A 19,263-nucleotide genomic window follows, 5' to 3' on the forward strand; every position below is an offset into this window, starting at 1 on the left:
CGGCCGGCGCGGGACGCGACCGTCCACCGGCCGTCCTTGGCTGGGCCCCGACCCCGCAGGTGGGCTGGTCCCGGCTCGCCTCGCACCGGCAGCAGTGCTCAGCGCTCAGTGCTCAGCGCTGGGCGCGAGCAGAGGCATAGAGGCAGAGGGCGGCGGCGGTGGAGAGGTTGAGGCTCTCGGCCCTGCCGAAGATGGGGATGGAGACCACGTGGTCGGCGAGGGCGGCGAGGTCGGCGGGGAGTCCCCAGGCCTCGTTGCCGAACAGCCACGCGGTCGGACGGGCCAGCAGCTCGTCGGAGGAGAACAGGTCGCTCTGCCCGTCCATGTCGGCGGCCAGCACGGTCAGTCCGGCGGCCTGCGCGGTACGGACGGCGGTAGCGGCGTCACGCTCGACGGCGATCGGCAGATGGAACAGCGAGCCAACCGAGGCGCGCACGGTCTTGGGGTTGTAGGCGTCCACCGAGTCGCCGGCCAGGACGACGCCGTCGGCACCGGCCGCATCCGCACAGCGGATCACGGTGCCGGCGTTGCCGGGGTCGCGGACGTCGGCGCAGATGGCCGTGAGCCGCGGAGCGAGACGCGCACTCGCGGCGGCGTCGGAGGCCGCTGCGCCGAGCACCTCGCGCGGCGGTACGTCGAGGTGCCGGCACAAGGCGACGACCCCGGCCGGTGAGACCGAGTCGGACAGCCCGGCAATGGCCTTGTCCTCGACCAGGGTGATCGGCTGACCGGCCAGCAGGGCGGCGTACCGCTCGCTCGCGGCGGGGGTCGAGAAGATCTCGACCACGCAGCCGGGCACGCCGAGGGCACCTTCGACCGCTTTGGGTCCGTCAGCCAGGAAGAGCCGCCGCTCGGTGCGTACCGAGCGGCGGCTGAGCTTCCGTGCCTCCTTGACCCGGGCGTTGCCCGCGGTCAGAGGCGTGGGAGTCACAGGGTTCGACCTGCGGGGTGACTCAGGCCGAGGCCTTGGGCGCGTTGACGTCCTCGGGGAGAGCGGCCTTGGCCTGCTCGACGAGGGCGTTGAAGGTGGCGACGTCGTTGACCGCGAGCTCGGCGAGGATCTTGCGGTCGACCTCGATGCCGGCCAGGTTGAGGCCCTGGATGAAGCGGTTGTAGGTCAGGCCCTGCGCACGCGCGGCGGCGTTGATGCGCTGGATCCACAGGCGGCGGAAGTTGCCCTTGTTCTTGCGCCGGTCGTTGTAGCTGTAGACCAGCGAGTGGGTGACCTGCTCCTTCGCCTTGCGGTAGAGGCGCGAGCGCTGGCCGCGGTAACCGCTGGCCCGGTCGAGGGTGGTCCGGCGCTTCTTCGCCGCGTTGACTGCGCGCTTGACGCGTGCCATCTCTTACTCCTTCAGTGAAACACAAGTGGTGCCGGGCTGATCCCGGGCGAACAGAGGCGGACGCCTCGTGGGGTCAGCGGCCGAGCATCTTCTTGGCGCGCTTGACGTCGGCCTTGGCGACCTCGGTCGTACCGGACATGCGGCGCGTCATCTTGGAGGGCTTCTTCTCCAGGTTGTGACGCAGGCCCGCCTTCTGCCGGCGGATCTTGCCCGAACCGGTCACGCGGAAGCGCTTCTTGGCACCGGAGTGCGTCTTGTTCTTCGGCATCGATGTTCTCTTTCTTGTCGTCGACCGGACATGGCTGCACGCCGGCGATGAGTCAGGGAGTCCCCCGTGGCCCGGGAGTGCTCAGGCCTCGATCTCGGGGTCGAGGTTCTCGGAGCGGCCACGAGTCTTCTTCTGTGCGGCCGGCTTGTTGGCCACCGAGGCCTCGCGGAAGGCGCGCTCCTCGGCCTCCAGCTCGGCTCGGGCGGCGGCCTTGGTCTCCTTGGCCGCCTTCACCTCGGCCTTGGCCTCGGCCTTCTTCTTGTGCGGGCCCAGGACCATCGTCATGTTGCGCCCGTCCTGCTTGGGCTGGGACTCGACGAAGCCGAGCTCCTGGACGTCCTCGGCCAGCTTCTGCAGGAGGCGGAAGCCCAGCTCGGGGCGGTGCTGCTCACGACCACGGAACATGATCGTGATCTTCACCTTGTCGCCGGCGTTGAGGAACCGCACGACGTGACCCTTCTTGGTCTCGTAGTCGTGCTGGTCGATCTTGGGACGAAGCTTCATCTCCTTGATGATCACGTTCGTCTGGTTCCGGCGCGCCTCACGAGCCTTCTGGGCGTTCTCGTACTTGAACTTCCCGTAGTCCATGAGCTTGCAGACCGGGGGGCGCGCCATGGGGGCGACCTCGACCAGGTCGAGATCCGCCTCCTGCGCGAGTCGCAGGGCGTCGGCGGTCGGCACGATGCCGACGGTCTCGCCATTGGGACCAACGAGGCGGACCTCGGTAACCCGGATCCGGTCGTTGATACGAAGCTCGGTGCTGATGTGTCCTCCAGTTGTTGGTGCTCGCGGGCCCGCTCGCGACTGGGACACGTGCACATTGCCCCAGGAAAACGAAAAGGCTTCCGCCATGAAATGTCAGCGGAAGCCAGTCACGACCCAGATCACCCACGTGCGCGCACGCACCGAGCTGAATCTCTTCGGACCGGACCCGACGATCTGTTGCGATCGATGCGGGTGGGAGATCGGATGATGCATGGTCTCCGCTTGTGGATCGAGCCGCCACACCCTGCCGGGCGAGGTGGTCCGATCGGTCAACACCAGAGACTATCCGATTCTTCCCCTGCCGCCCAATCCGGGCGAGCGCTCCGCGTCCCGGTCCGGGTTCAGTCCCGCTCGGCGTCGGCGGGGTCGGCCACCCAGGCCGGTGCTCCGTCGACGAAGACCAGTCGCCACCCGCGGGCGAGCGCCTCCAGATCCGCACCTTCGACGACGAACCGGACCGGCCCGGCGAGATCCACGACCAGGGCGGCGGCTCCCTCCTGGATGGCCGCGAGCGCCGCGTGCTCGACGGTGACGGGAACCGGCCGCGCCTCCGGGTCCCAGGCCTGCATCGCCGCGGTGTCGGTGAACGCCAGCAGACCGCGGCGTCCGCTGTTGGACGTGATCAGTACGGCGGCCATGTCGCTGCTCTTGTCGTGGGCCAGGCCCTGCGCGTCGGTCTCGACCTCACCGAGGATGGCGACCACCGGCACCATCACCCGGGTGCCGGCGAAGGCGGCCAGCACGGCGGCGTACGACGCCTCGCCGCGACCGTGCGCCGCGAGCGCCTCGCCCAGCCGCGGATCGCGCTCACCCGCGTCCCCGGGGAATCCGGGGCCGAGCAGTCGCTTCGCGTCGGGTCGGGTCACCGCGCCATTCTCCCCGCACCCGGTCGCCGGCGCACATCGGGCGGCCCGTGCCCCGGCTGAGACCGGGTGCTGCCCGGGGTCATACCCCGCGGATGTCAGGGATGTCACCGATGGGCGGGTCACCGGCCCCGTGCGATGCTGGACGCATGGACGACGCCTCCTGGACAGCCCTGGCCGGGTCCCTGCTCGTGCTCGGCGCGATCGCGACCTGGGCCGCCTACAAGCGGCGGGGCGCCCGGGCGGGCACCAGGTGGTTGGCGATCACCCTGCTGGTGCCGGCGGCGTACTTCACCAAGACCCTCCAGATGTTCGGCGAGATCACCGACGCGGTGATCGACTGGGCCACCCGGTTCGTGTGGAACCCGCTGGTCTGGGTGGGTCTGGGCTTCACCGTGCTCGCGGTGCTGGTCTTCCTGCTCTCGATGCGGATCCCGCCCCGCGCCGGCAAGGCGAAGCCGGGCGGGAAGGCGAAGGGCACCCCCGCGGCCGGCGCGGGCTCGGCCCCGGCGGGCCAGGTCGGAGCCGGTCAGAGGGGTGAGCCGATGGTCGACGACCTCGACGACATCGAGGCGATCCTCAAGCGGCACGGCATCAGTTGAGCCGGCCGGACCGGCTGCTCGACGAGGTCCGACGACGCCCCCCGACGCTGGGTGAGGGCCGGCTCCTGTGCCTCGACGGTCGGGCCGGGTCGGGCAAGACCACCCTTGCCGACCGGCTCGAGCGGCTGACCTCGTGCACCGTGATCCACCTCGACGACCTCTACGACGGCTGGGGCGGGCTGCTCACCGTGCAGGACCAACTCGGTGACCTGCTGGGCTCCCTGGCCGAGGGCAAGACCGGCAGCTATCGCCGCTACGACTGGCACGCCCGCCGCTACCGCGAGTCCGTCGAGGTCCGGCCGACGCCGCTGCTCGTCCTCGAGGGGGTGGGGAGCTACGCCGCGGCGTACGACGCCTGGTACACCCTGGTGGTCTGGCTGGAGTTGCCCGAGCGGGTACGCCGGCAGCGGGCCATCGACCGCGACGGCGACGTGTTCTCTCCCCACTGGAGCGAGTGGGCCGCGGCCGAGGAGGTCCTGTTCGCGCGCGAGCGCACCCAGGCGCGTGCCGACCTGGTGTGCGAGCGGTGACCCTGCTCCAGGTCGCCGGACTGACCCGCCGGTTCGGGGACCATGCCGTGCTCGAAGGTTTCGATCTGTCGATCGCCGCCGGCGAGGCCGTAGCACTGGTGGGGCCGAACGGCTCCGGCAAGTCGACCGTCCTGCGGTGCATCGCCGGCACCGACGCGCCCAGTGCCGGCGAACTGCTGCTCGACGGCGAGGTCTATGACGAGCGGCGACCGGAGGTCCGGCAGCAGGTGGCCGCGCTCCTGGACGACCTGGACTTCTTCCCCGACCTCGCCGTGGTCGAGCACCTCGACCTGGTCGCACATGCCCACCGCGTGCCGGACCCCGAGCGCGTGGTCGATGACGTCCTCGCCGACGTCGGCCTGCTCGACCAGGCGCCGCAACTCCCCGGCACCCTCTCCTCGGGCCAGCGCCAACGACTCGCCCTGGGGCTGCTGTGGGTGCGCCCGCGCCGACTGCTGCTCCTCGACGAGCCCGAGCAGCGCCTCGACGGCGCCGGACTCGGATGGCTGACCGACCGCCTCCTCCGGGAGAAGGAGGACGGTGTCGCGGTGCTCTTCGCCAGCCATCACCCCGATCTCGTCGACCAGGTGGCCGATCGGGTCGTGCGGCTGGACGGCGGCCGGTGAGCCTCGACACCACTGCGCCGGTCCGGGTGAGTCGCGAACTCCGCGCGCAGATCCGCTGGTGGCGACGGGGCCACTCGGAGCTGGCCTGGGGTTCGGTGATCGCCGACGCCTACACGATCCTGCTGTCGGTGCTGGTCTACGGCTCGATGCTTGCAACCGGGCTGGTCCGTGCCGGAGCCAGGATCAGCGCCTGCCGGACCGAGGCATGTCTGACCGCGCGCACCGCCACACCGATCCTGTTGCTACTGGCTGCGCTGGCCATCCTCACCGCGCTCGCCCGGCTGGTGGGCCCGCTGGTCGCATCCCGGGCGACGGCAGCCTTGGTGCTGGCAGCGCCGGTCGACCGCCGGGCCTGGCTCCTGCCGCAGTTGGTCGCCGGGCTGGTGACCGTCTCCGGCGTAGCCGGTGTGCTCGTCGCGGTCGGAGCCGCCGTGACCGGCTGGCCGGTCGCGGCCGCCGCGGTGGTTGCTGGTGCCCTCGCCGTCCTCCTCCACTCCGGTGCGTTGCTCGCCCAGGTCGAGCCACGCTCGCCGTGGCGGCGGGCCCCCGTGGTGGCATCGCTGCTCACCGCGGCCGTCCTGGCCGCGGTCGCACTGGGTCTCTTCGCCGGGGTCACACCGCCGGACGGGCCGCTGACCTGGTCGGTCGCCGCCGCCGCGGTCGCGGCCGCGACCGTCACCACGGTGCGGGCCTGGCGTCGGCTGACCCTGATCCGCCGTCGCGACCTGGTGCGTGGACACAGCCTCACCCGAGGCCTCGCCGGCGCGATGGCCGGGCTGGACCCGGCGCTGGCCTTCGACGTCGTCCTGGCCCGCAGTGCTGAGGAGCGCGGGTCCGTGCGACCGCGGCGAGGCGGCCTGCCCGGTGGTTGGGCACCGGCGGGCGCGGACCTGATCCGACTGCGTCGCCATCCGGGCAGGGCACTGGCCCTGCTCGCCGCGCTCACGGCGCCGTACGCCGCAGCGGTCAGCGGGGCCGGGGTCTTCGTCGTCCCCCTGGCCCTGCTCCTCGGCTGGCTGGTCGCGCTGCCTCTCGGTGCGGGGATGCGGGTGCTGGGCCGCTCACCTTCGGTGGGCCGGCTGCTCGGCGCCCACCCGGCCCGGCTGCGGCTCGCCGCGCTCGTGGTGCCCGGCGCCGTGCTGCTCTGCTTCGGGCTCGCCTGCGCACCGGCGCTGCCCGGCGCCGATCCGATGACCAGACTCGCCTGCGGAGCCGCCGTCGGGATCGGGTCGTGTGCCGCCCTCGCACGCTGGCACCTGGCCTCGCCCCCGGACTACAACCGGCCGCTCGCCTCCACCCCGATGGGCGCTGTGCCGACGAACCTGTACGGCAGCGCGGTCCGCGGCCTGGACATCGTCGGACTGGTGAGCATCCCGCTGTTGCTCTCCCCCGACCTGACCGGGGCCGCAGTCTCGCTGGCACTCTCCGGGGTGGTGCTCGGCGTGCTCGTTCGGCGCGAGTGACCCGGCCTTCAGCGCTCGGCGTCGTCCTCGCCGAGTTCGTGGATGAGCAGGCGGAGCTGACGCACGGCCCGCCGGGCGCGCGCGCCGTCGGAACCCTGGATCCCGACGCCGACCACGGACTCACCGTCGGCCAGGTCGAAGACCGCCCACGGTGCACCTCGGGGCATGGAGACGCCGAGGACCTGCGGCCAGGCGTACTCGCGGCGCCGCCAGCCGTTGACGATGATCAGCTTCTCCGCCGTCGCCGTGACCCGAGACCGGCCGAGGGCGTGGAACCCGACGCAGACCAGCAGGAACAGGAAGAACAGGGTGCTGATCTGGAAGACCGTGAACTTCGCCTGGGTCTCCGCGTCGAAGCCCATCCAGGCCGCTCCCGACACCACGGCCAGCGAGACCACGAAGCCGATCGAGAGCACCAGCGGGCCGAGCGGCCGCCAGGTGTGTGGCAGCTGGGGTCGCTCGGGAGCAGCCGGGCCCGCCCCGGAGTCGGCGTCAGATGCGGCAGGCATGGATGTCGGTGAGGAGGATGCCGCGGGCACCCACCTCGTAGAGCTCGTCCATCAGCCGCTGGGCGCCCTCGCGGGGCACCATCGCTCGGACGGCGACCCAGCCCTCGCGGTGGAGCGGGCTGATCGTGGGGCCCTCCAGGCCGGGGGTGAGCTGGGCGGCCTCGGCCACGTGCTCGGCCCGGATGTCGTAGTCCATCATCACGTAGGACCGGGCGACCAGGACGCTCTCCAGCCGGCGGTGCAGCGTCGCCAGCCCGTCGGGAGCCTCGCCCTGTCGGGTGATCACCACGGCCTCGGACTCGAGGATGGTCTCGCCGAAGACCTCCAGGCCGGCCTGGCGCAGCGTGGACCCGGTCTCGACCACGTCGGCGATCGCGTCCGCGACGCCGAGCTGGATGCTGCTCTCCACGGCCCCGTCCAGCCGGGTCACGGTGGCCTCGATCCCACGCTGGTCGAGGAACGACTCCACGATCCCGGTGTAGGACGTCGCGATCCGCCGGCCCTGGAGCTCCTCGACCTTGGCGAAGGCACCGGCGGGACCGGCGAACCGGAAGCGGCTGCGGCCGAAGCCGAGCGCCAGCGCCTCCTCGGCCTTGGCCCCGGAGTCCTGGAGCAGGTCGCGGCCGGTGAGGCCGACGTCGAGGGTGCCGTGGCCGACGTACAGGGCGATGTCACGAGGCCGGAGGTAGAAGAACTCCACCCCGTTCTCCTCGTCGACGAGGGTGAGCCGCTTGGAGTCCTCGCGCTGGCGGTAGCCCGCCTCACGGAACATCTCGGCAGCGGCCAGGGACAGCGCGCCCTTGTTGGGGAGCGCGATGCGGAGCAGAGGGGATCTCACTGGGACCTCACAGGTTGGCGTAGACGTCGTCGAGGGTGAGCCCGGTGGCGAGCATCATCACCTGAGCGTGGTAGAGCAGCTGGGAGAGCTCGAGGGCGGCGGCCTCCTTGCCCTCGTGCTCGGCGGCCATCCAGGACTCGGCGGCCTCCTCGACCAGCTTCTTCCCGATGGTATGGACCCCGGCGTCGAGTTCTGCCACGGTGCCGGATCCCTCGGGGCGGGTCCGGGCCTTCTCGCTGAGTTCGGCCCAGAGCTCGTCGAACGTCTTCACGCCCTCAGCCTAGGGCGTCGTCCCACGCCGGGCACGATCGCCCTCCCCGTCGGCTTCCGGCCAGCTCCGGACCGGCTCCGGGCCGGAACCGCTCCGCTCGGGCTCAGCCGGGGGTGGGGAGGCCGCGCAGGGTGAGTGCGGTCTGGATCGCCGCCGCGGTCGCCTCGTGACCCTTGTCCTCCTTCGATCCCTCCAGGCCCGCCCGGTCCAGCGCCTGGGCGTCGTCGTCGCAGGTGAGTACGCCGAAACCGACCGGGACCGAATGGTCCAGCGCGACCCGGGTGAGTCCGTCGGTGGCGGCGCTGCAGACGTACTCGAAGTGCGGCGTACCGCCGCGGATCACGACGCCGAGCGCCACCACCGCGTCGTACCCCCGGGCCGCGAGGGCCCCGGCCACGACGGGCAGCTCGAAGGTGCCCGGCACCCGGACGAGGGTCTCCTCGGTGATCCGCGCCTCGCGCAGAGCGCGCCGGGCGCCGGCGATCAGGCCGTCCATCACCTCCTCGTGCCAGGCGGCGGCGACGATCGCGACGCGGAGGTCGCCGGCATCGGGCAGTCGGGTGGTGGGGGCGCCGTGGCCGCTCATCGAAGTGCTCCTGTGGTCGTGGTGGGGGTCATCGCGCGTCGGCGATGGTCGGGTCGGTCGGCAGGCGGGTGGGCAGATCGGGCAGCACGTGCCCCATCCGGTCCCGCTTGGTGAGCAGGTACGAGACGTTGTGGTCGTTGGGGTGGGGGGTGAGCGGGATCCGCTCGGCGACGTCGATCCCGTAGTCGCGCAGGTCATCGACCTTGCCGGGATTGTTGGTCATCAGCCGGACCCGCTCGACGCCGAGGTCGCGGAGGATCTGGGTGGCGGCGCCGTAGTGGCGGGCGTCGGCCGGCAGGCCGAGGTCCAGATTCGCGTCGACCGTGTCGCGGCCGCCGTCCTGGAGCTGGTAGGCCTGCAGCTTGGCGACCAGCCCGATGCCGCGCCCCTCGTGCCCGCGCAGATAGACCACGATGCCGCACCCGTGCTCCACGATCCGGTCCAGCGCCTCCTCGAGCTGGGGGCCGCAGTCGCAGCGCTGGCTCCCGAACACGTCGCCGGTGAGGCATTCGGAGTGCACGCGGGTGAGCACCGGCTCCTCGGCGGCCAGGGCGGCCTCGAGGTCCCCGTGCACGAGTGCCACGTGTTCGGAGGCGTCGATCGGCACGCTGTAGCCGTACGCCGTGAACCGGCCCTGCCGGGTCGGCAACTGCGTCACCGCCCGCCGCTCGACCAGGACCTCGTGACGCCGCCTATACGTCACCAGGTCGTCGATGGAGATCATGCTCAGCCCGTGTTCGTCGGCGAACTCGCGCAGCTGCGGCGCCCGCTTCATGGTGCCGTCGTCGTTGACCACCTCGACCAGGACGCCGGCCGGCGCGAGGCCGGCCAGCTTCGCCAGGTCGACCGCCGCCTCGGTGTGACCGCGGCGTACCAGGACCCCGCCGTCCCGGTAGCGCAGCGGGAAGACGTGCCCGGGCCGGGTGAGGTCGACCGGCTCGGTGCCGGGGTCGGCCAGCAGCCGCGCCGTGCGAGCCCGGTCGGCGGCCGAGATGCCGGTGCTGACGCCCTCGCGGGCGTCGACCGAGACGGCGTACGCCGTACGCATCTTGTCCTCGTTCTGAGTGGTCATCAGGGGCAGTTCGAGGCGGTCCAGCTCCTCACCCGGCAGCGGCACGCAGATCACGCCGCTGCTGTGCCGGATGGTGAAGGCCATCAGCTCGGGGGTCGCCATCTCCGCGGCGAAGATGATGTCGCCCTCGTTCTCCCGGCCCTCGTCGTCGACGACCACGACGGCCTTGCCCGCCGCGATGTCGGCGATCGCCTGCTCGACCGGGTCGAGCGGGACACCGCCGTGCTGTTCCTGCCTACGCTCACTCATCGGGCTGCCTCCTGGGTCGTCGGGCTGGTGCTGGAACTGGAGCCGGCCTGGGCCGGGGAGTCCGGCGCCGGGCCAGGCACGACCCCGGCGAGAAGGAGCCGCTCCACGTGCTTGGCGAGGATGTCGACCTCGAGGTTGACTCGGTCGCCGACCTGCTTCAGGCCGAGGGTCGTACGGCCGAGCGTCTCCGGGATGAGGCTGACCGTGACGGCGGCGGCTCTCGCCTCCACCACCGTCAGGCTGGCACCGTCGATGGCGATCGACCCCTTGTCGACCAGGTAGCGGCTCAGGTGCTCGGGCACCGAGACCTCGACGATCTCCCAGTGCGTGCTGGGCGTGCGGGCGAGGATCTCCCCCACGCCGTCGACGTGGCCCTGCACGATGTGGCCGCCCAACCGGTCGCCGACGGCGGTGGCGCGTTCCAGGTTGACCCGGTCGCCGACCCGGACGCCGGCCAGGCTGGTCTTGCGCAGGGTCTCCTGCATGAGGTCGGCGCTCCACTCCCGCTGGTCGTACTCCGTGACGGTGAGACAGCAGCCGTTGACGGCGATCGAGTCGCCCCGGGCGACGCCTTCCAGCACGGCCTCCGCGGCGAAGGTGAGTCGCAGGGCGTCGCCCTGATCCTCGATGCCGGCGACGGTGCCGAGCTCCTCGACGATTCCGGTGAACATCTCTCAGTGGTCCTCTCGAGAAGGGGTCAGGGTGAAGCGCACGTTGGGCTGCTCGCCGGGCCCGGTGGGCGCGAGCACGGTCACGTCGGTGACCTCGGGACGGAATGCCTCCGAGATGGTCGTGATGCCGAGGTCGGCCACGGCCGAGCGACCGGAGCCGAGCAGGAACGGGGCGACATAGACGACGATCTCGTCGACCAGGCCCGCGGTCAGGAACGCGGCGGCCAGGGTCGGACCGCCCTCGAGGAAGACGTGCTGCCGCTCCCGTCCGCGCAGGACCGCCAGGGCCTCGCGCGGGTCGCGGGTGCGCAGGTGTACGGCGCCGCCGGGCACCCCGGTGTCGAAGATCCGGGCCGTCGCCGGCAGGTCGCGCAGGCCCATCACCGCACGCAGCGGCTGTCGGCCCACAGGCACGTCGTGCTCGTCCCGGACGGTCAGTGCGGGATCGTCCACCGCGACGGTGTTGGCGCCCACCAGCATCGTGTCGCACTGCGCCCGGAGGCGGTGGGTGTCGAGCCGGGCGGCGCGGCTGCTCACCCAGCGACTGGTGCCGTCCGCGGCCGCACTCCGACCGTCGATGGTGCTCGCGAACTTCCAGGTGACGAAGGGGCGCCCCTCCCGGTGCGCGAAGGTCCACACCGCGTTCAGCTGCTGGGCCCGGTCGGCGAGCACTCCCCCGACGACCTCGATGCCGGCCGCCCGGAGGGTCTCGGCGCCGCCGGCCGCGGCCTCGGTGGGATCCGACTGGGCGAAGACCACCCGGTGTACCCCCGCGGAGATCAGCGCCTCGGCACACGGACCGGTGCGGCCGGTGTGGTTGCACGGCTCGAGGGTGACCACGGCGGTGCCGCCCCCCGCCCGGGAACCGGCCCGGGTGAGCGCGTCGACCTCCGCGTGTGGGGTGCCCGCGCCGCGGTGGTACCCCTCGGCGACCACGGCCCCCTCGGGGTCGAGCAGCACGCAGCCGACCCGCGGGTTGGGCCCCCGCGGTACGCCGTCCGTGGCGGCGAGTTCGAGAGCGCGCGACATCGCCGTCGCCTCCGCAGCCGATGCTCCGCCTGCCATCGCCCCTCACCCTCCGGTCCGTCGCGGACTCCGGGGTGACTTGGGGCGGCCGTCGACGCTTCTCCGGGACCACCGGCTCGGTGCAGACAGGGCCGGTGGAAGGCGGATCGGCGATCGAGAGACACCTTGCGTGCGTCTTCCCATCCGGACTTTCACCGTCGGTCCAGGAATTTCACCTGGTCAGCCGGTCACTGGTTGTGACCGGGTCGCGGACTATCACCGCCGGTTCGGAATTACACCGACCCCAGAGCACGCGAGTTGTTCACTCGTCGGGCCCCAGTGTGCCACACCTCCCACACCATCATGCCCGCGAGGTGGCGTGCCTCACACCTGGGCGCTGCGGCGCGCTCCCTGCGCCAGCTCGCGCAGGCTGGCCACCATCGCGTCGGGGTCCTCGGCCGAGTAGACCGCCGACCCGGCCACGAACACGTCGGCACCGGCCTCGGCACACCGCTCGATGGTCTCCACGGATACGCCGCCGTCGACCTGGAGCCAGGTCTGGACGCCGTGCTTGTCCATCAGCGCGCGGGCGCGGCGGATCTTGGGCAGGCACAGATCGAGGAACTTCTGCCCGCCGAACCCGGGCTCCACCGTCATGATCAGCACCATGTCGAGTTCGGGGAGCAGGTCCTCGTAGGGCTCGATCGGCGTGGCCGGCTTGAGCGCCATGCTGGCGCGGCCGCCCTGGGCCCGGATCTCCCGGGCGAGTCGGACCGGTGCCTTGGCCGCCTCCACGTGGAAGGTCACGCTGCCGCACCCGGCCTCGACGTACGCCGGAGCGTGCCGGTCGGGATCCTCGATCATCAGGTGGGCGTCCAGCGGGATCTCACTGGCCCGCGCGAGTGCCTCGACCATGGTGGGCCCGAAGGTGAGGTTGGGCACGAAGTGGTTGTCCATGACATCCACGTGCACCCAGTCCGCACTGCCGATCCGAGCCACCTCCGCGCCGAGGTCGGCGAAGTCGGCGTTGAGGATGGACGGCGTGATCTGGATGGCACCCACGCGCGCCAGCCTAGTGGGAGGGTTGGGAGGACCCTGACCGGTCCGCGCCTTCCGAGGCGTGCGGCGGGCGGTGTCGCGCTGGTCCATCGGGCGTCCCCCGACCCCGGAGCGTCCAGCGGGGCTGCTGGCCGGCCGCGCCCGCACTCTGGGCGGCGGTGCCGGCCGTGTGCCCGGTCTGCGATCCTCGCCCGCGTGATCGACCCACTCGCGCCCCCGCGCCTGGCCCCGGGACTCGTGCTGCGGCGTACGACCGAGAGCGACTGGCCGCAGCTGCGCGAGTTCCGGCTGGAGAACGCGCGCGAGCACCCGGTCTCCTGGACCGCCTCGCTGGCGGCCACCCTGGAGTTCCCGGAGGACGCCTGGCGGATGCGGGCCCGCCGTGGTGACGACCCCGAGCTGGCGTCGTACGCCGTGATCGAGTCGGGCACCGGCCGCTGGGTCGGCATGATGGGTGGGCAGCTCGGTGACGTCCACGGGCCGGAACCGCTGCTGGTCGGCGTCTACGTCACCCCACACTTCCGCGGCCGTGGGTACGGCGTCGCCGACGCGCTCCTCGCGGCGATCCTGGGCTGGGCCCGCTCGCACGGGCAGAGCGTGCGATTGTGGGTGCACGAGGGCAGCGAGCCGGCGATCCGCTACTACCGCCGGCACGGCTTCACCTTCACGGGTGCCACCTCACCCGCCCTGCTCGATCCGCCCGGCGGTCTCCTCCGCGAGATGGTCCGCCCGCTCACCTGACCCGACCCCGGCCCCGGCATCACCCCTGGTCGAGCAACCCGCGGCGGCGCGCGAGGGCGGCCGCTTCGGTGCGGCCCGCAGCGCCGAGCTTGGCGAGGATCCGGGAGACATGGACCGAGACGGTCTTGGTGCTGATGTAGAGGCGCGCCCCGATCTCGCCGTTGGTGCGTCCCTCGGCGACCAGGGCGAGCACCTCGACCTCACGAGCGGTCAGCGCGTCGGGAGCCGGCATGCCCGTGCCGGAGCCGACCCGTCCCTCGGCGGCCAGCCGGTCCAGCAGCGGCCGCGCTCCGAGCTGTTCGGCGATCGCGTGGGCCTGGTCGGCGAGTCGGCGAGCGGCTGCCGGTTCGCCGACCGACCGGAGGATCCCGGCGTACACGGCGCGCACGGTCGCGGTCTCCGGCACGTGCCCCAGCTCGACGAAGGCCTCCTCGCAGGTCGACCAGGCCCCCTGCAACGCCTCCGCCGAGGGAGCCTCCGCGCCGGCGAGCCAGCGCAGTCGCAGCTGCTCGGCGACCAGGCGCCGCTCCCAGGCCCGCCCCTCGGGCCCCCAGCGCTCGGAGAGGTCGGAGTACTGCTCCAGCACCATGGCACCGTCCTTGCCCAGCCGTTCCGCGCGCTCCACGACCCCGGCCCGCTCGGCTGCGGAGAGCGCGGGCAGCAGGTCGGCCAGCAGTCCGGTGGCGACGGCGGCGAGTCGCACCCTCGCGTGGAACCACGGCCGCCACATCTGGCTGAGCAGGGCCACCGCCTCGTCGTAGCGGGCTGTGACCGCGGTGGCACGGGCCGCGGGAGGCGCGTCGGCGAGTCCGCCGTGGCCACGTGCGGCCTCGACCATCTCCAGCGCCGCGGCCTGGATCACGATGGCGCCCTCCTGGCGCCAGTGCGGGCGGAGCTCGGCCAGCCCGGCAGTGACGTCCAGCCCCCGGCCCTGGTCGACCAGCAGCGCGACGGACTCGAGCACCCCGCGCAGCAGCGGCGGCGGGTCACCGGCGCGGTCGTGGCCCCGGGCCAGCGCCAGGGCGTCCTCCCAGTCCCCCTCGAGCACGCGGATCCAGGTGAGCTGCCATCGACTGTCGACGGCGTACGGCGCCCACGGCACGCCCATCACCACCGAACGCTCCATCGCGCTGCGGAACCAGAGCGCGGCCTCGTCGAACTCGGCCGCGTCCTGGTAGGAGCGCGCCATGGAGAATCGGCCGCGCAGCTCGGCGTGGAGGGCGCCGCTCTCCTCGGCGCGGGCGATCGCCTCGCCGACCGCCGCCCGAAGGGGCTCTTGCGGCCCGTCACGCCTGAGTCGGGACAAGGTGGTGACCGTCTCCGAGGCGATCAGCGGCAGGTCGTGGCCCTCGGCGAGGTCGAGCGCCTCCAGACCCACCGCCTCAGCCTCCTCCGAGCGACCGAAGGTCGCCAGCACCTCCGCGCGGGCGGCGAGCACGCGGGCGCGGACCGCGACCGGCGCGTCGAGGGGCAGCACCGAGACCGCTTCCTCGCTCAGCGGCAGCGCCTCGTCCTGGGACTCCGTGGTCAGCAGCGGCACCGCGCGGGCAGCCAGCATCCGGGCCCGGGCGGCGGGAGCGAGGTCGGCACGCTCGAGCTGGGCACCCACCACCGCGGCGGCCCGATCGGCGTAGCCGGCCTGGGTCAGCGCCTCGGACGCCTTGACGGTGAGCGTGGGCAGATCGACGGCGACCCGCGCGGCGACCGCGGGCTCGGCGGCCAGGGAGAGCGCGGTCTGGTAGTGCTGGGCGGCCTCCTCGGGGCCGCCGACGGCGCTGGCCTCGTCGCCGGCCTGGATGCTGGCGGTGAGCGCGGTCGGGAGATCGTGGGCCGCCCGCGCGTGCCGGGCCAGCTCGGCGGCCGTCCCGCGCTCGGGCACCGCGAGCAGCGCGGCAGCGTACCGGCCGTGCAGCCGGACGGTCTCGCCCGGCAGCAGGTCGTCGTAGACCGCCTCGGCCAGCAGGGCGTGCCGGAACAGGTAGCCGCGCTCGCTCGGCTCCAGGATGTGGGCCTCGATCGCGGCCCTCAGGGCCGGGTCGAGTCCGTCGTCGAGTGCGGTGACCGCGGCCAGGAGCTCGTGGCTGACCTGACGCCCGGCCACCGCCGCGGTCCGGACCACCTCCCTGGCCCGCTCGTCGAGCCGGTCGAGGCGCAGCAGGAGCAGATCGGCGAGCTCGTCGGGCACCCACCGGTCCGGACCGGCCGCGGCACCGACCAACTCCTCCACGAAGAAGGCGTTGCCCTCGGCGCGCCGCACGATCCGCTCCTGGGCCGCCTCGTCGACCTCCGGATCCAAGGCCGCGATGAGCAGCCGGACCTCGGGGTCCGGCAAGGGCTCGAGGTGGCGTCGCTGGACCGACGGCAGTCGTCCCCACTCGGCCGCCTGCCGGCGCAGCGGGTGCCGCCGGTGCAGGTCGTCGATCCGATAGGAGACCACGATGGAGACCCGGGCCTCGAAGGGTCGGGTGAACAGGTAGGTGAGCAGCTCGCGGGTCGAGTGGTCCGCCCAGTGCGCGTCCTCGACCACCCACAACACCGGCCCGTGCTCCGCGAGTGCCTCCAGGAGGTGGCGCACCCCCTCGAAGAGCGCACCCTTGTCGGCGGACTCGCTCTCGCTCCGGTCGCGGTCGAGGCCGCGCCGGCCGGGCCGGGCCCGTTGGAGCCCCGGGTGCGCGGCCAGCGCCTCCTCGACCACCGGTGACTCCTCGGCCAACAGCCGCCCGAGCAGCTCGGACACCGGCAGGTATGGCAGGGCACTGTCACCGAAGTCGAGGCAGTGGCCGATCAGGACCTGCCAGCCCTCCGCGCGCAGTCGTTGGTCGAGCTCGGCGAGCAGGCGCGTCTTCCCGACGCCCGCCTCGCCCCCGAGGAGGACGTGGCGCCGCTCCGGCGCACCGATCTGGTGGGCCAGGTCGTCCAGCTCGGCGCGGCGCCCGACCAGATGGGTGGCGCCGGAGCTGCGGCCGAAGGAGGTCATGAGCTCCATCATCGCGGGTGCCTACGACACTCTGCTCGGGCCCTCGCGCGGGTCACCGTGACCGTCCGCCCCGATCCTGCACCCGGGCCGGCCGTCCGACCGGCTCACCGCGCCCAGCTGGTGGGGTCCAGCACGCCGCCTCGGCGCGGCCGGCGGCGTCGGATCCGATCGCGTTCCCGGCGACCGACGATCGCTTCCCGGATCCGCGCAGCGCGGTAGCTGTGCTCGGCGTGGGCGTCGTAGTTCAGGTAGTCGGACATGGTGTGGCCCCTCGTCGTGACCCGGCGGCTCCGGGCGATGACTCAACCGTCGTCGGCTGAGGTAGGCCCACACATCGGAGGAATGCCTGATCTCGCGCACCTCGGGCACGACCGGGGCCGGCTGAGGCACCTCATCGCCGGGTGATCACGACATGGCAACGCTCACATCGAGGTCCCCGCAGGCACGCGGACCCGGGTCCGCCGAGCGACCCCCCGCGCTTGATAGTTTCGCGGCGTTGTGACAGTCCCATCCGCCGACACGGCCGCCGGTCCCTCCGGCTCCCGCGCCCCAGAGAAGGCCGTGCCCTCGGGGCGCCCTTCGGCTCGCTCGTCCCAGCGCGGCGACATCCAGGGGCTGCGCGCACTCGCCGTACTCGCCGTGGTGTTCGTGCACGTCGGCGTCAGCAGCGTCACCGGCGGGTTCGTCGGGGTCGACGTCTTCTTCGCCATCTCGGGCTTCCTGATCACCCAGCAGATCGTCCGCGGCATCGAGCGCACCGGGCGGGTGTCGCTGGTCGACTTCTACGCCCGCAGAGCGAAACGGATCCTGCCGGCGGCGACCCTCGTTCTGATCGCGACCTGTGCCTACTCGGCCCTGGAGCTCGGCTTCCTGCGCACCGAGGCCATCGTCCAGGACGCGCTGTGGTCGGCGTTCTTCCTGGCCAACATCCACTTCGCGGCGCTGGGCACCGATTACTTCGCCTCGGACCTGCCGCCCTCCCCCCTCCAGCACTACTGGTCGCTCTCGGTGGAGGAGCAGTTCTACCTCGTCTGGCCGCTGGTGGTGATGGTGTGCCTCACCGCCTGCCGGCTGCTGCGTTATCGACTCCCCCGGGTCGCCGCGCACCCGAGGCGGTGGCTGATCATCAGCGTGGCCGCGATCAGCGCGGCCAGCCTGCTCTACTCGATCCACCTCACCGGGATCGACCCCGAGCGTGCCTACTTCTCGCCGTTCACCCGGGCCTGGGAGCTGGGGCTCGGAGCACTGGCCGCCCTGGTCATCCGCGAGGGGCAGGCCCAGGACACGGTGGCCCGGTGGCGTGCCCAGGTGCTGTCCTTCGCCGGTGCGTTCCTGATCATCTGCGCGGTGCTCCAGTTCAACGACGCCACGCCCTTCCCCGGTACGCCGGCCCTGGTGCCCGTGCTCGGCAGCGTGTTCATCCTGGTGGCGGGCACCCTGTGGGAGGGGCCCACCATCGTCAAGCGCGTGCTCTCGGTGCGGCCGATGCGGATCCTCGGCGACTGGTCCTACTCGCTGTACCTGTGGCACTTCCCGGTGCTCGTCCTCCCCCAGATCAAGGCCGGACGAGAGCTGACCTGGGGCGAGCGCGGGCTGCTCCTCCTGCTCTCCCTGGTGCTCTCCGGGCTCTCCTACCACTTCGTCGAGCAGCCGTTCCGCAGGCCGCGGATGTTCAAGCGCTCCTGGGTCGCGCTCTCGGCCTACCCCGCATCGCTGCTGCTCGTGGTGGCGGCCGGGTTCGGTGCCAACAGCTACGCCACGTCGGCCGCTCGGGACGGCGGCTACCACCCCGCGATCGAGGTGTCCCCCAGCGCCGCCCCCTCGGCGTCCGCCTCCCCCGGGCCGGCCGGCACCACGACGGGTCCGGCCGCCTCCCCGACCCCCACCGAACCACCCGATCAGAGTCTCCCGCTGCTGCACGCCTCGGTGCAGGCGGCCCGCGAGGACGCCCCGATCCCCTCCGACCTCGACCCAGCGCTGGAGGACCTCTCCGGTAGCACCGCCGACCTCGGCGAATGCGATTACGTCGCCGGCAGCCGGAAGCTCTGCCCGCTCGGGGATCCGACCGCGGAGAAGACGATCGTCCTGTTCGGCAACTCCCACGCGCAGCATTGGATCCCGGCGGTCGAGGAGATCGGACGACACTCCGGGTATCGGGTCTACGCGTTCGCGATGCCCGGCTGCATCGCCGGGCTGTTCAGCGACGACGTGCTGCGCACCAACGAGTCGGACAAGGACTGCAGCGCCCTGCGGGAGTGGGCGGTCCAGCAGATCCGCACGCTGAAGCCCGACCTGCTGCTGATCTCCTCCGCCCCGGTCGCCGGCCGGGTCCAGGACGGAGACGGCACCTGGGTGCGCGACTTCGACGCCGTCCAGGACATCGCCTCCGACGGGTACGCCGAGTTCGTCACCTCGGTGAAGGGGTCGGCCGGCCGCACGGTCTGGCTGCGCGACATCCCGACCGTCGAGGGCGACCCCGGCACGTGCCTGAGCAGCAACCCCACCCTGGGTCCCTGTCTCTCCCAGGAGCCCCAGTCGCACGCCGACGCCGCCCAGACCCAGGTGGACGCGGCCAGGTCTGCCGGGGCGGAGGCGCTGGACATGTCGCCGTGGTTCTGCTGGGAGGGCGATTGCCCGGACGTGGTCGGGTCGATGGTGGTCAGGCTCGACACCAACCACATGACCGACGTCTACTCGGAGTCCCTCGCCAGGCCTCTGGGTGACCGGCTCGGCGTGTGGTGACCCCGGCGCTCGCGTTCTCGACCTGACTCCGGGTCGCCTCGGCCCGGTCGGCTGCGAACGGCCCCGGTCAGCGCCGGTGAGTGCTG

General features: G+C 72.4%; 21 protein-coding genes and 1 riboswitch. Of the genes, 6 read left to right on the forward strand and 15 right to left on the reverse strand.

The window, feature by feature from the left end:
• Positions 1-112: 112 nt before the first annotated feature.
• The 5 genes from G515_RS0100775 to G515_RS0100795 all read right to left on the reverse strand — a co-directional run bounded on the left by G515_RS0100775 (position 113) and on the right by G515_RS0100795 (position 3,239).
• Entirely contained in the window at positions 113-931 is an 819-nt protein-coding gene (locus tag G515_RS0100775; protein ID WP_036553705.1) for a TrmH family RNA methyltransferase, read from the reverse strand.
• A 22-nt stretch (positions 932-953) separates the two neighbouring features.
• A complete protein-coding gene (gene rplT, locus G515_RS0100780; protein ID WP_028658599.1) occupies positions 954-1,340 on the reverse strand; it encodes a 50S ribosomal protein L20 in 387 nt (128 codons plus the stop codon).
• Positions 1,341-1,413: 73 nt separating this feature from the next.
• On the reverse strand, positions 1,414-1,608 hold the full coding sequence (gene rpmI, locus G515_RS0100785; protein WP_028658600.1) for a 50S ribosomal protein L35: 195 nt from the start codon (positions 1,606-1,608) through the stop codon (positions 1,414-1,416).
• 81 nt (positions 1,609-1,689) lie between these two features.
• On the reverse strand, positions 1,690-2,427 hold the full coding sequence (gene infC, locus G515_RS18825; protein ID WP_342662833.1) for a translation initiation factor IF-3: 738 nt from the start codon (positions 2,425-2,427) through the stop codon (positions 1,690-1,692).
• A gap of 287 nt (positions 2,428-2,714) precedes the next feature.
• Complete coding sequence (locus G515_RS0100795) at positions 2,715-3,239, reverse strand: SseB family protein (protein WP_028658601.1); 525 nt, start codon at positions 3,237-3,239, stop codon at positions 2,715-2,717.
• 146 nt (positions 3,240-3,385) lie between these two features.
• Here G515_RS0100795 and G515_RS0100800 point away from each other — a divergent pair, with 146 nt between their 5' ends.
• The 4 genes from G515_RS0100800 to G515_RS0100815 are packed head-to-tail and all read left to right on the forward strand — an operon-like array spanning position 3,386 to position 6,457.
• Positions 3,386-3,838 (forward strand): hypothetical protein, encoded by a 453-nt coding sequence (locus G515_RS0100800; RefSeq protein ID WP_028658602.1) that lies wholly within the window; start codon positions 3,386-3,388, stop codon positions 3,836-3,838.
• Positions 3,835-4,368 (forward strand): nucleoside/nucleotide kinase family protein, encoded by a 534-nt coding sequence (locus G515_RS0100805; protein WP_245565111.1) that lies wholly within the window; start codon positions 3,835-3,837, stop codon positions 4,366-4,368. Before G515_RS0100800 ends, G515_RS0100805 begins: the two co-directional genes overlap by 4 nt.
• On the forward strand, positions 4,356-4,994 hold the full coding sequence (locus G515_RS0100810; protein WP_028658604.1) for an ABC transporter ATP-binding protein: 639 nt from the start codon (positions 4,356-4,358) through the stop codon (positions 4,992-4,994). The genes G515_RS0100805 and G515_RS0100810 overlap by 13 nt, the downstream gene beginning before the upstream one ends.
• Complete coding sequence (locus tag G515_RS0100815; protein WP_028658605.1) at positions 4,991-6,457, forward strand: DUF6297 family protein; 1,467 nt, start codon at positions 4,991-4,993, stop codon at positions 6,455-6,457. Before G515_RS0100810 ends, G515_RS0100815 begins: the two co-directional genes overlap by 4 nt.
• Positions 6,458-6,465: 8 nt before the next feature.
• On the opposite strand, the gene G515_RS0100820 is transcribed toward G515_RS0100815, so the two are convergent.
• The 8 genes from G515_RS0100820 to rpe form a co-directional block, all read right to left on the reverse strand.
• Positions 6,466-6,966: a PH domain-containing protein gene (locus tag G515_RS0100820; protein WP_036553711.1), complete on the reverse strand. Its 501-nt coding sequence runs from the start codon at positions 6,964-6,966 to the stop codon at positions 6,466-6,468.
• Complete coding sequence (gene hisG / locus G515_RS0100825) at positions 6,950-7,804, reverse strand: ATP phosphoribosyltransferase (RefSeq protein ID WP_281168272.1); 855 nt, start codon at positions 7,802-7,804, stop codon at positions 6,950-6,952. The genes G515_RS0100820 and hisG overlap by 17 nt, the downstream gene beginning before the upstream one ends.
• A gap of 7 nt (positions 7,805-7,811) precedes the next feature.
• A complete protein-coding gene (locus G515_RS0100830) occupies positions 7,812-8,075 on the reverse strand; it encodes a phosphoribosyl-ATP diphosphatase (RefSeq protein ID WP_028658608.1) in 264 nt (87 codons plus the stop codon).
• Positions 8,076-8,178: 103 nt separating this feature from the next.
• On the reverse strand, positions 8,179-8,661 hold the full coding sequence (gene ribH / locus G515_RS0100835; RefSeq protein ID WP_028658609.1) for a 6,7-dimethyl-8-ribityllumazine synthase: 483 nt from the start codon (positions 8,659-8,661) through the stop codon (positions 8,179-8,181).
• A 28-nt stretch (positions 8,662-8,689) separates the two neighbouring features.
• Complete coding sequence (locus G515_RS0100840) at positions 8,690-9,982, reverse strand: bifunctional 3,4-dihydroxy-2-butanone-4-phosphate synthase/GTP cyclohydrolase II (protein WP_028658610.1); 1,293 nt, start codon at positions 9,980-9,982, stop codon at positions 8,690-8,692.
• Positions 9,979-10,653 (reverse strand): riboflavin synthase, encoded by a 675-nt coding sequence (locus tag G515_RS18830; protein WP_051217702.1) that lies wholly within the window; start codon positions 10,651-10,653, stop codon positions 9,979-9,981. Before G515_RS18830 ends, G515_RS0100840 begins: the two co-directional genes overlap by 4 nt.
• A 3-nt stretch (positions 10,654-10,656) precedes the next feature.
• Positions 10,657-11,718, reverse strand: a complete 1,062-nt coding sequence (gene ribD / locus G515_RS0100850) for a bifunctional diaminohydroxyphosphoribosylaminopyrimidine deaminase/5-amino-6-(5-phosphoribosylamino)uracil reductase RibD (RefSeq protein WP_028658611.1) — start codon at positions 11,716-11,718, stop codon at positions 10,657-10,659.
• 126 nt (positions 11,719-11,844) lie between these two features.
• Positions 11,845-11,975: riboswitch (FMN riboswitch) on the reverse strand.
• Between the two features lie 67 nt (positions 11,976-12,042).
• On the reverse strand, positions 12,043-12,711 hold the full coding sequence (gene rpe / locus G515_RS0100855; RefSeq protein WP_211220930.1) for a ribulose-phosphate 3-epimerase: 669 nt from the start codon (positions 12,709-12,711) through the stop codon (positions 12,043-12,045).
• A 201-nt stretch (positions 12,712-12,912) separates the two neighbouring features.
• On the opposite strand from rpe, the gene G515_RS0100860 reads away from it, so the two are divergent.
• A complete protein-coding gene (locus G515_RS0100860) occupies positions 12,913-13,458 on the forward strand; it encodes a GNAT family N-acetyltransferase (protein WP_211220914.1) in 546 nt (181 codons plus the stop codon).
• A gap of 19 nt (positions 13,459-13,477) precedes the next feature.
• On the opposite strand, the gene G515_RS0100865 is transcribed toward G515_RS0100860, so the two are convergent.
• Positions 13,478-16,447 carry a helix-turn-helix transcriptional regulator gene (locus G515_RS0100865; protein WP_084652891.1) on the reverse strand — a complete coding sequence of 990 codons (2,970 nt, stop codon included), beginning with the start codon at positions 16,445-16,447 and terminating at the stop codon, positions 13,478-13,480.
• Between the two features lie 92 nt (positions 16,448-16,539).
• Positions 16,540-16,695 carry a hypothetical protein gene (locus G515_RS23210; protein WP_157570948.1) on the reverse strand — a complete coding sequence of 52 codons (156 nt, stop codon included), beginning with the start codon at positions 16,693-16,695 and terminating at the stop codon, positions 16,540-16,542.
• A 238-nt stretch (positions 16,696-16,933) separates the two neighbouring features.
• Between G515_RS23210 and G515_RS22395 the strand changes: the two genes are divergently transcribed.
• Positions 16,934-19,177, forward strand: a complete 2,244-nt coding sequence (locus G515_RS22395) for an acyltransferase family protein (protein WP_084652893.1) — start codon at positions 16,934-16,936, stop codon at positions 19,175-19,177.
• The last annotated feature ends 86 nt before the right edge of the window (positions 19,178-19,263 follow it).

Source organism: Nocardioides insulae DSM 17944, from assembly GCF_000422825.1.
Taxonomy (GTDB): Bacteria; Actinomycetota; Actinomycetes; order Propionibacteriales; family Nocardioidaceae; genus Nocardioides; species Nocardioides insulae.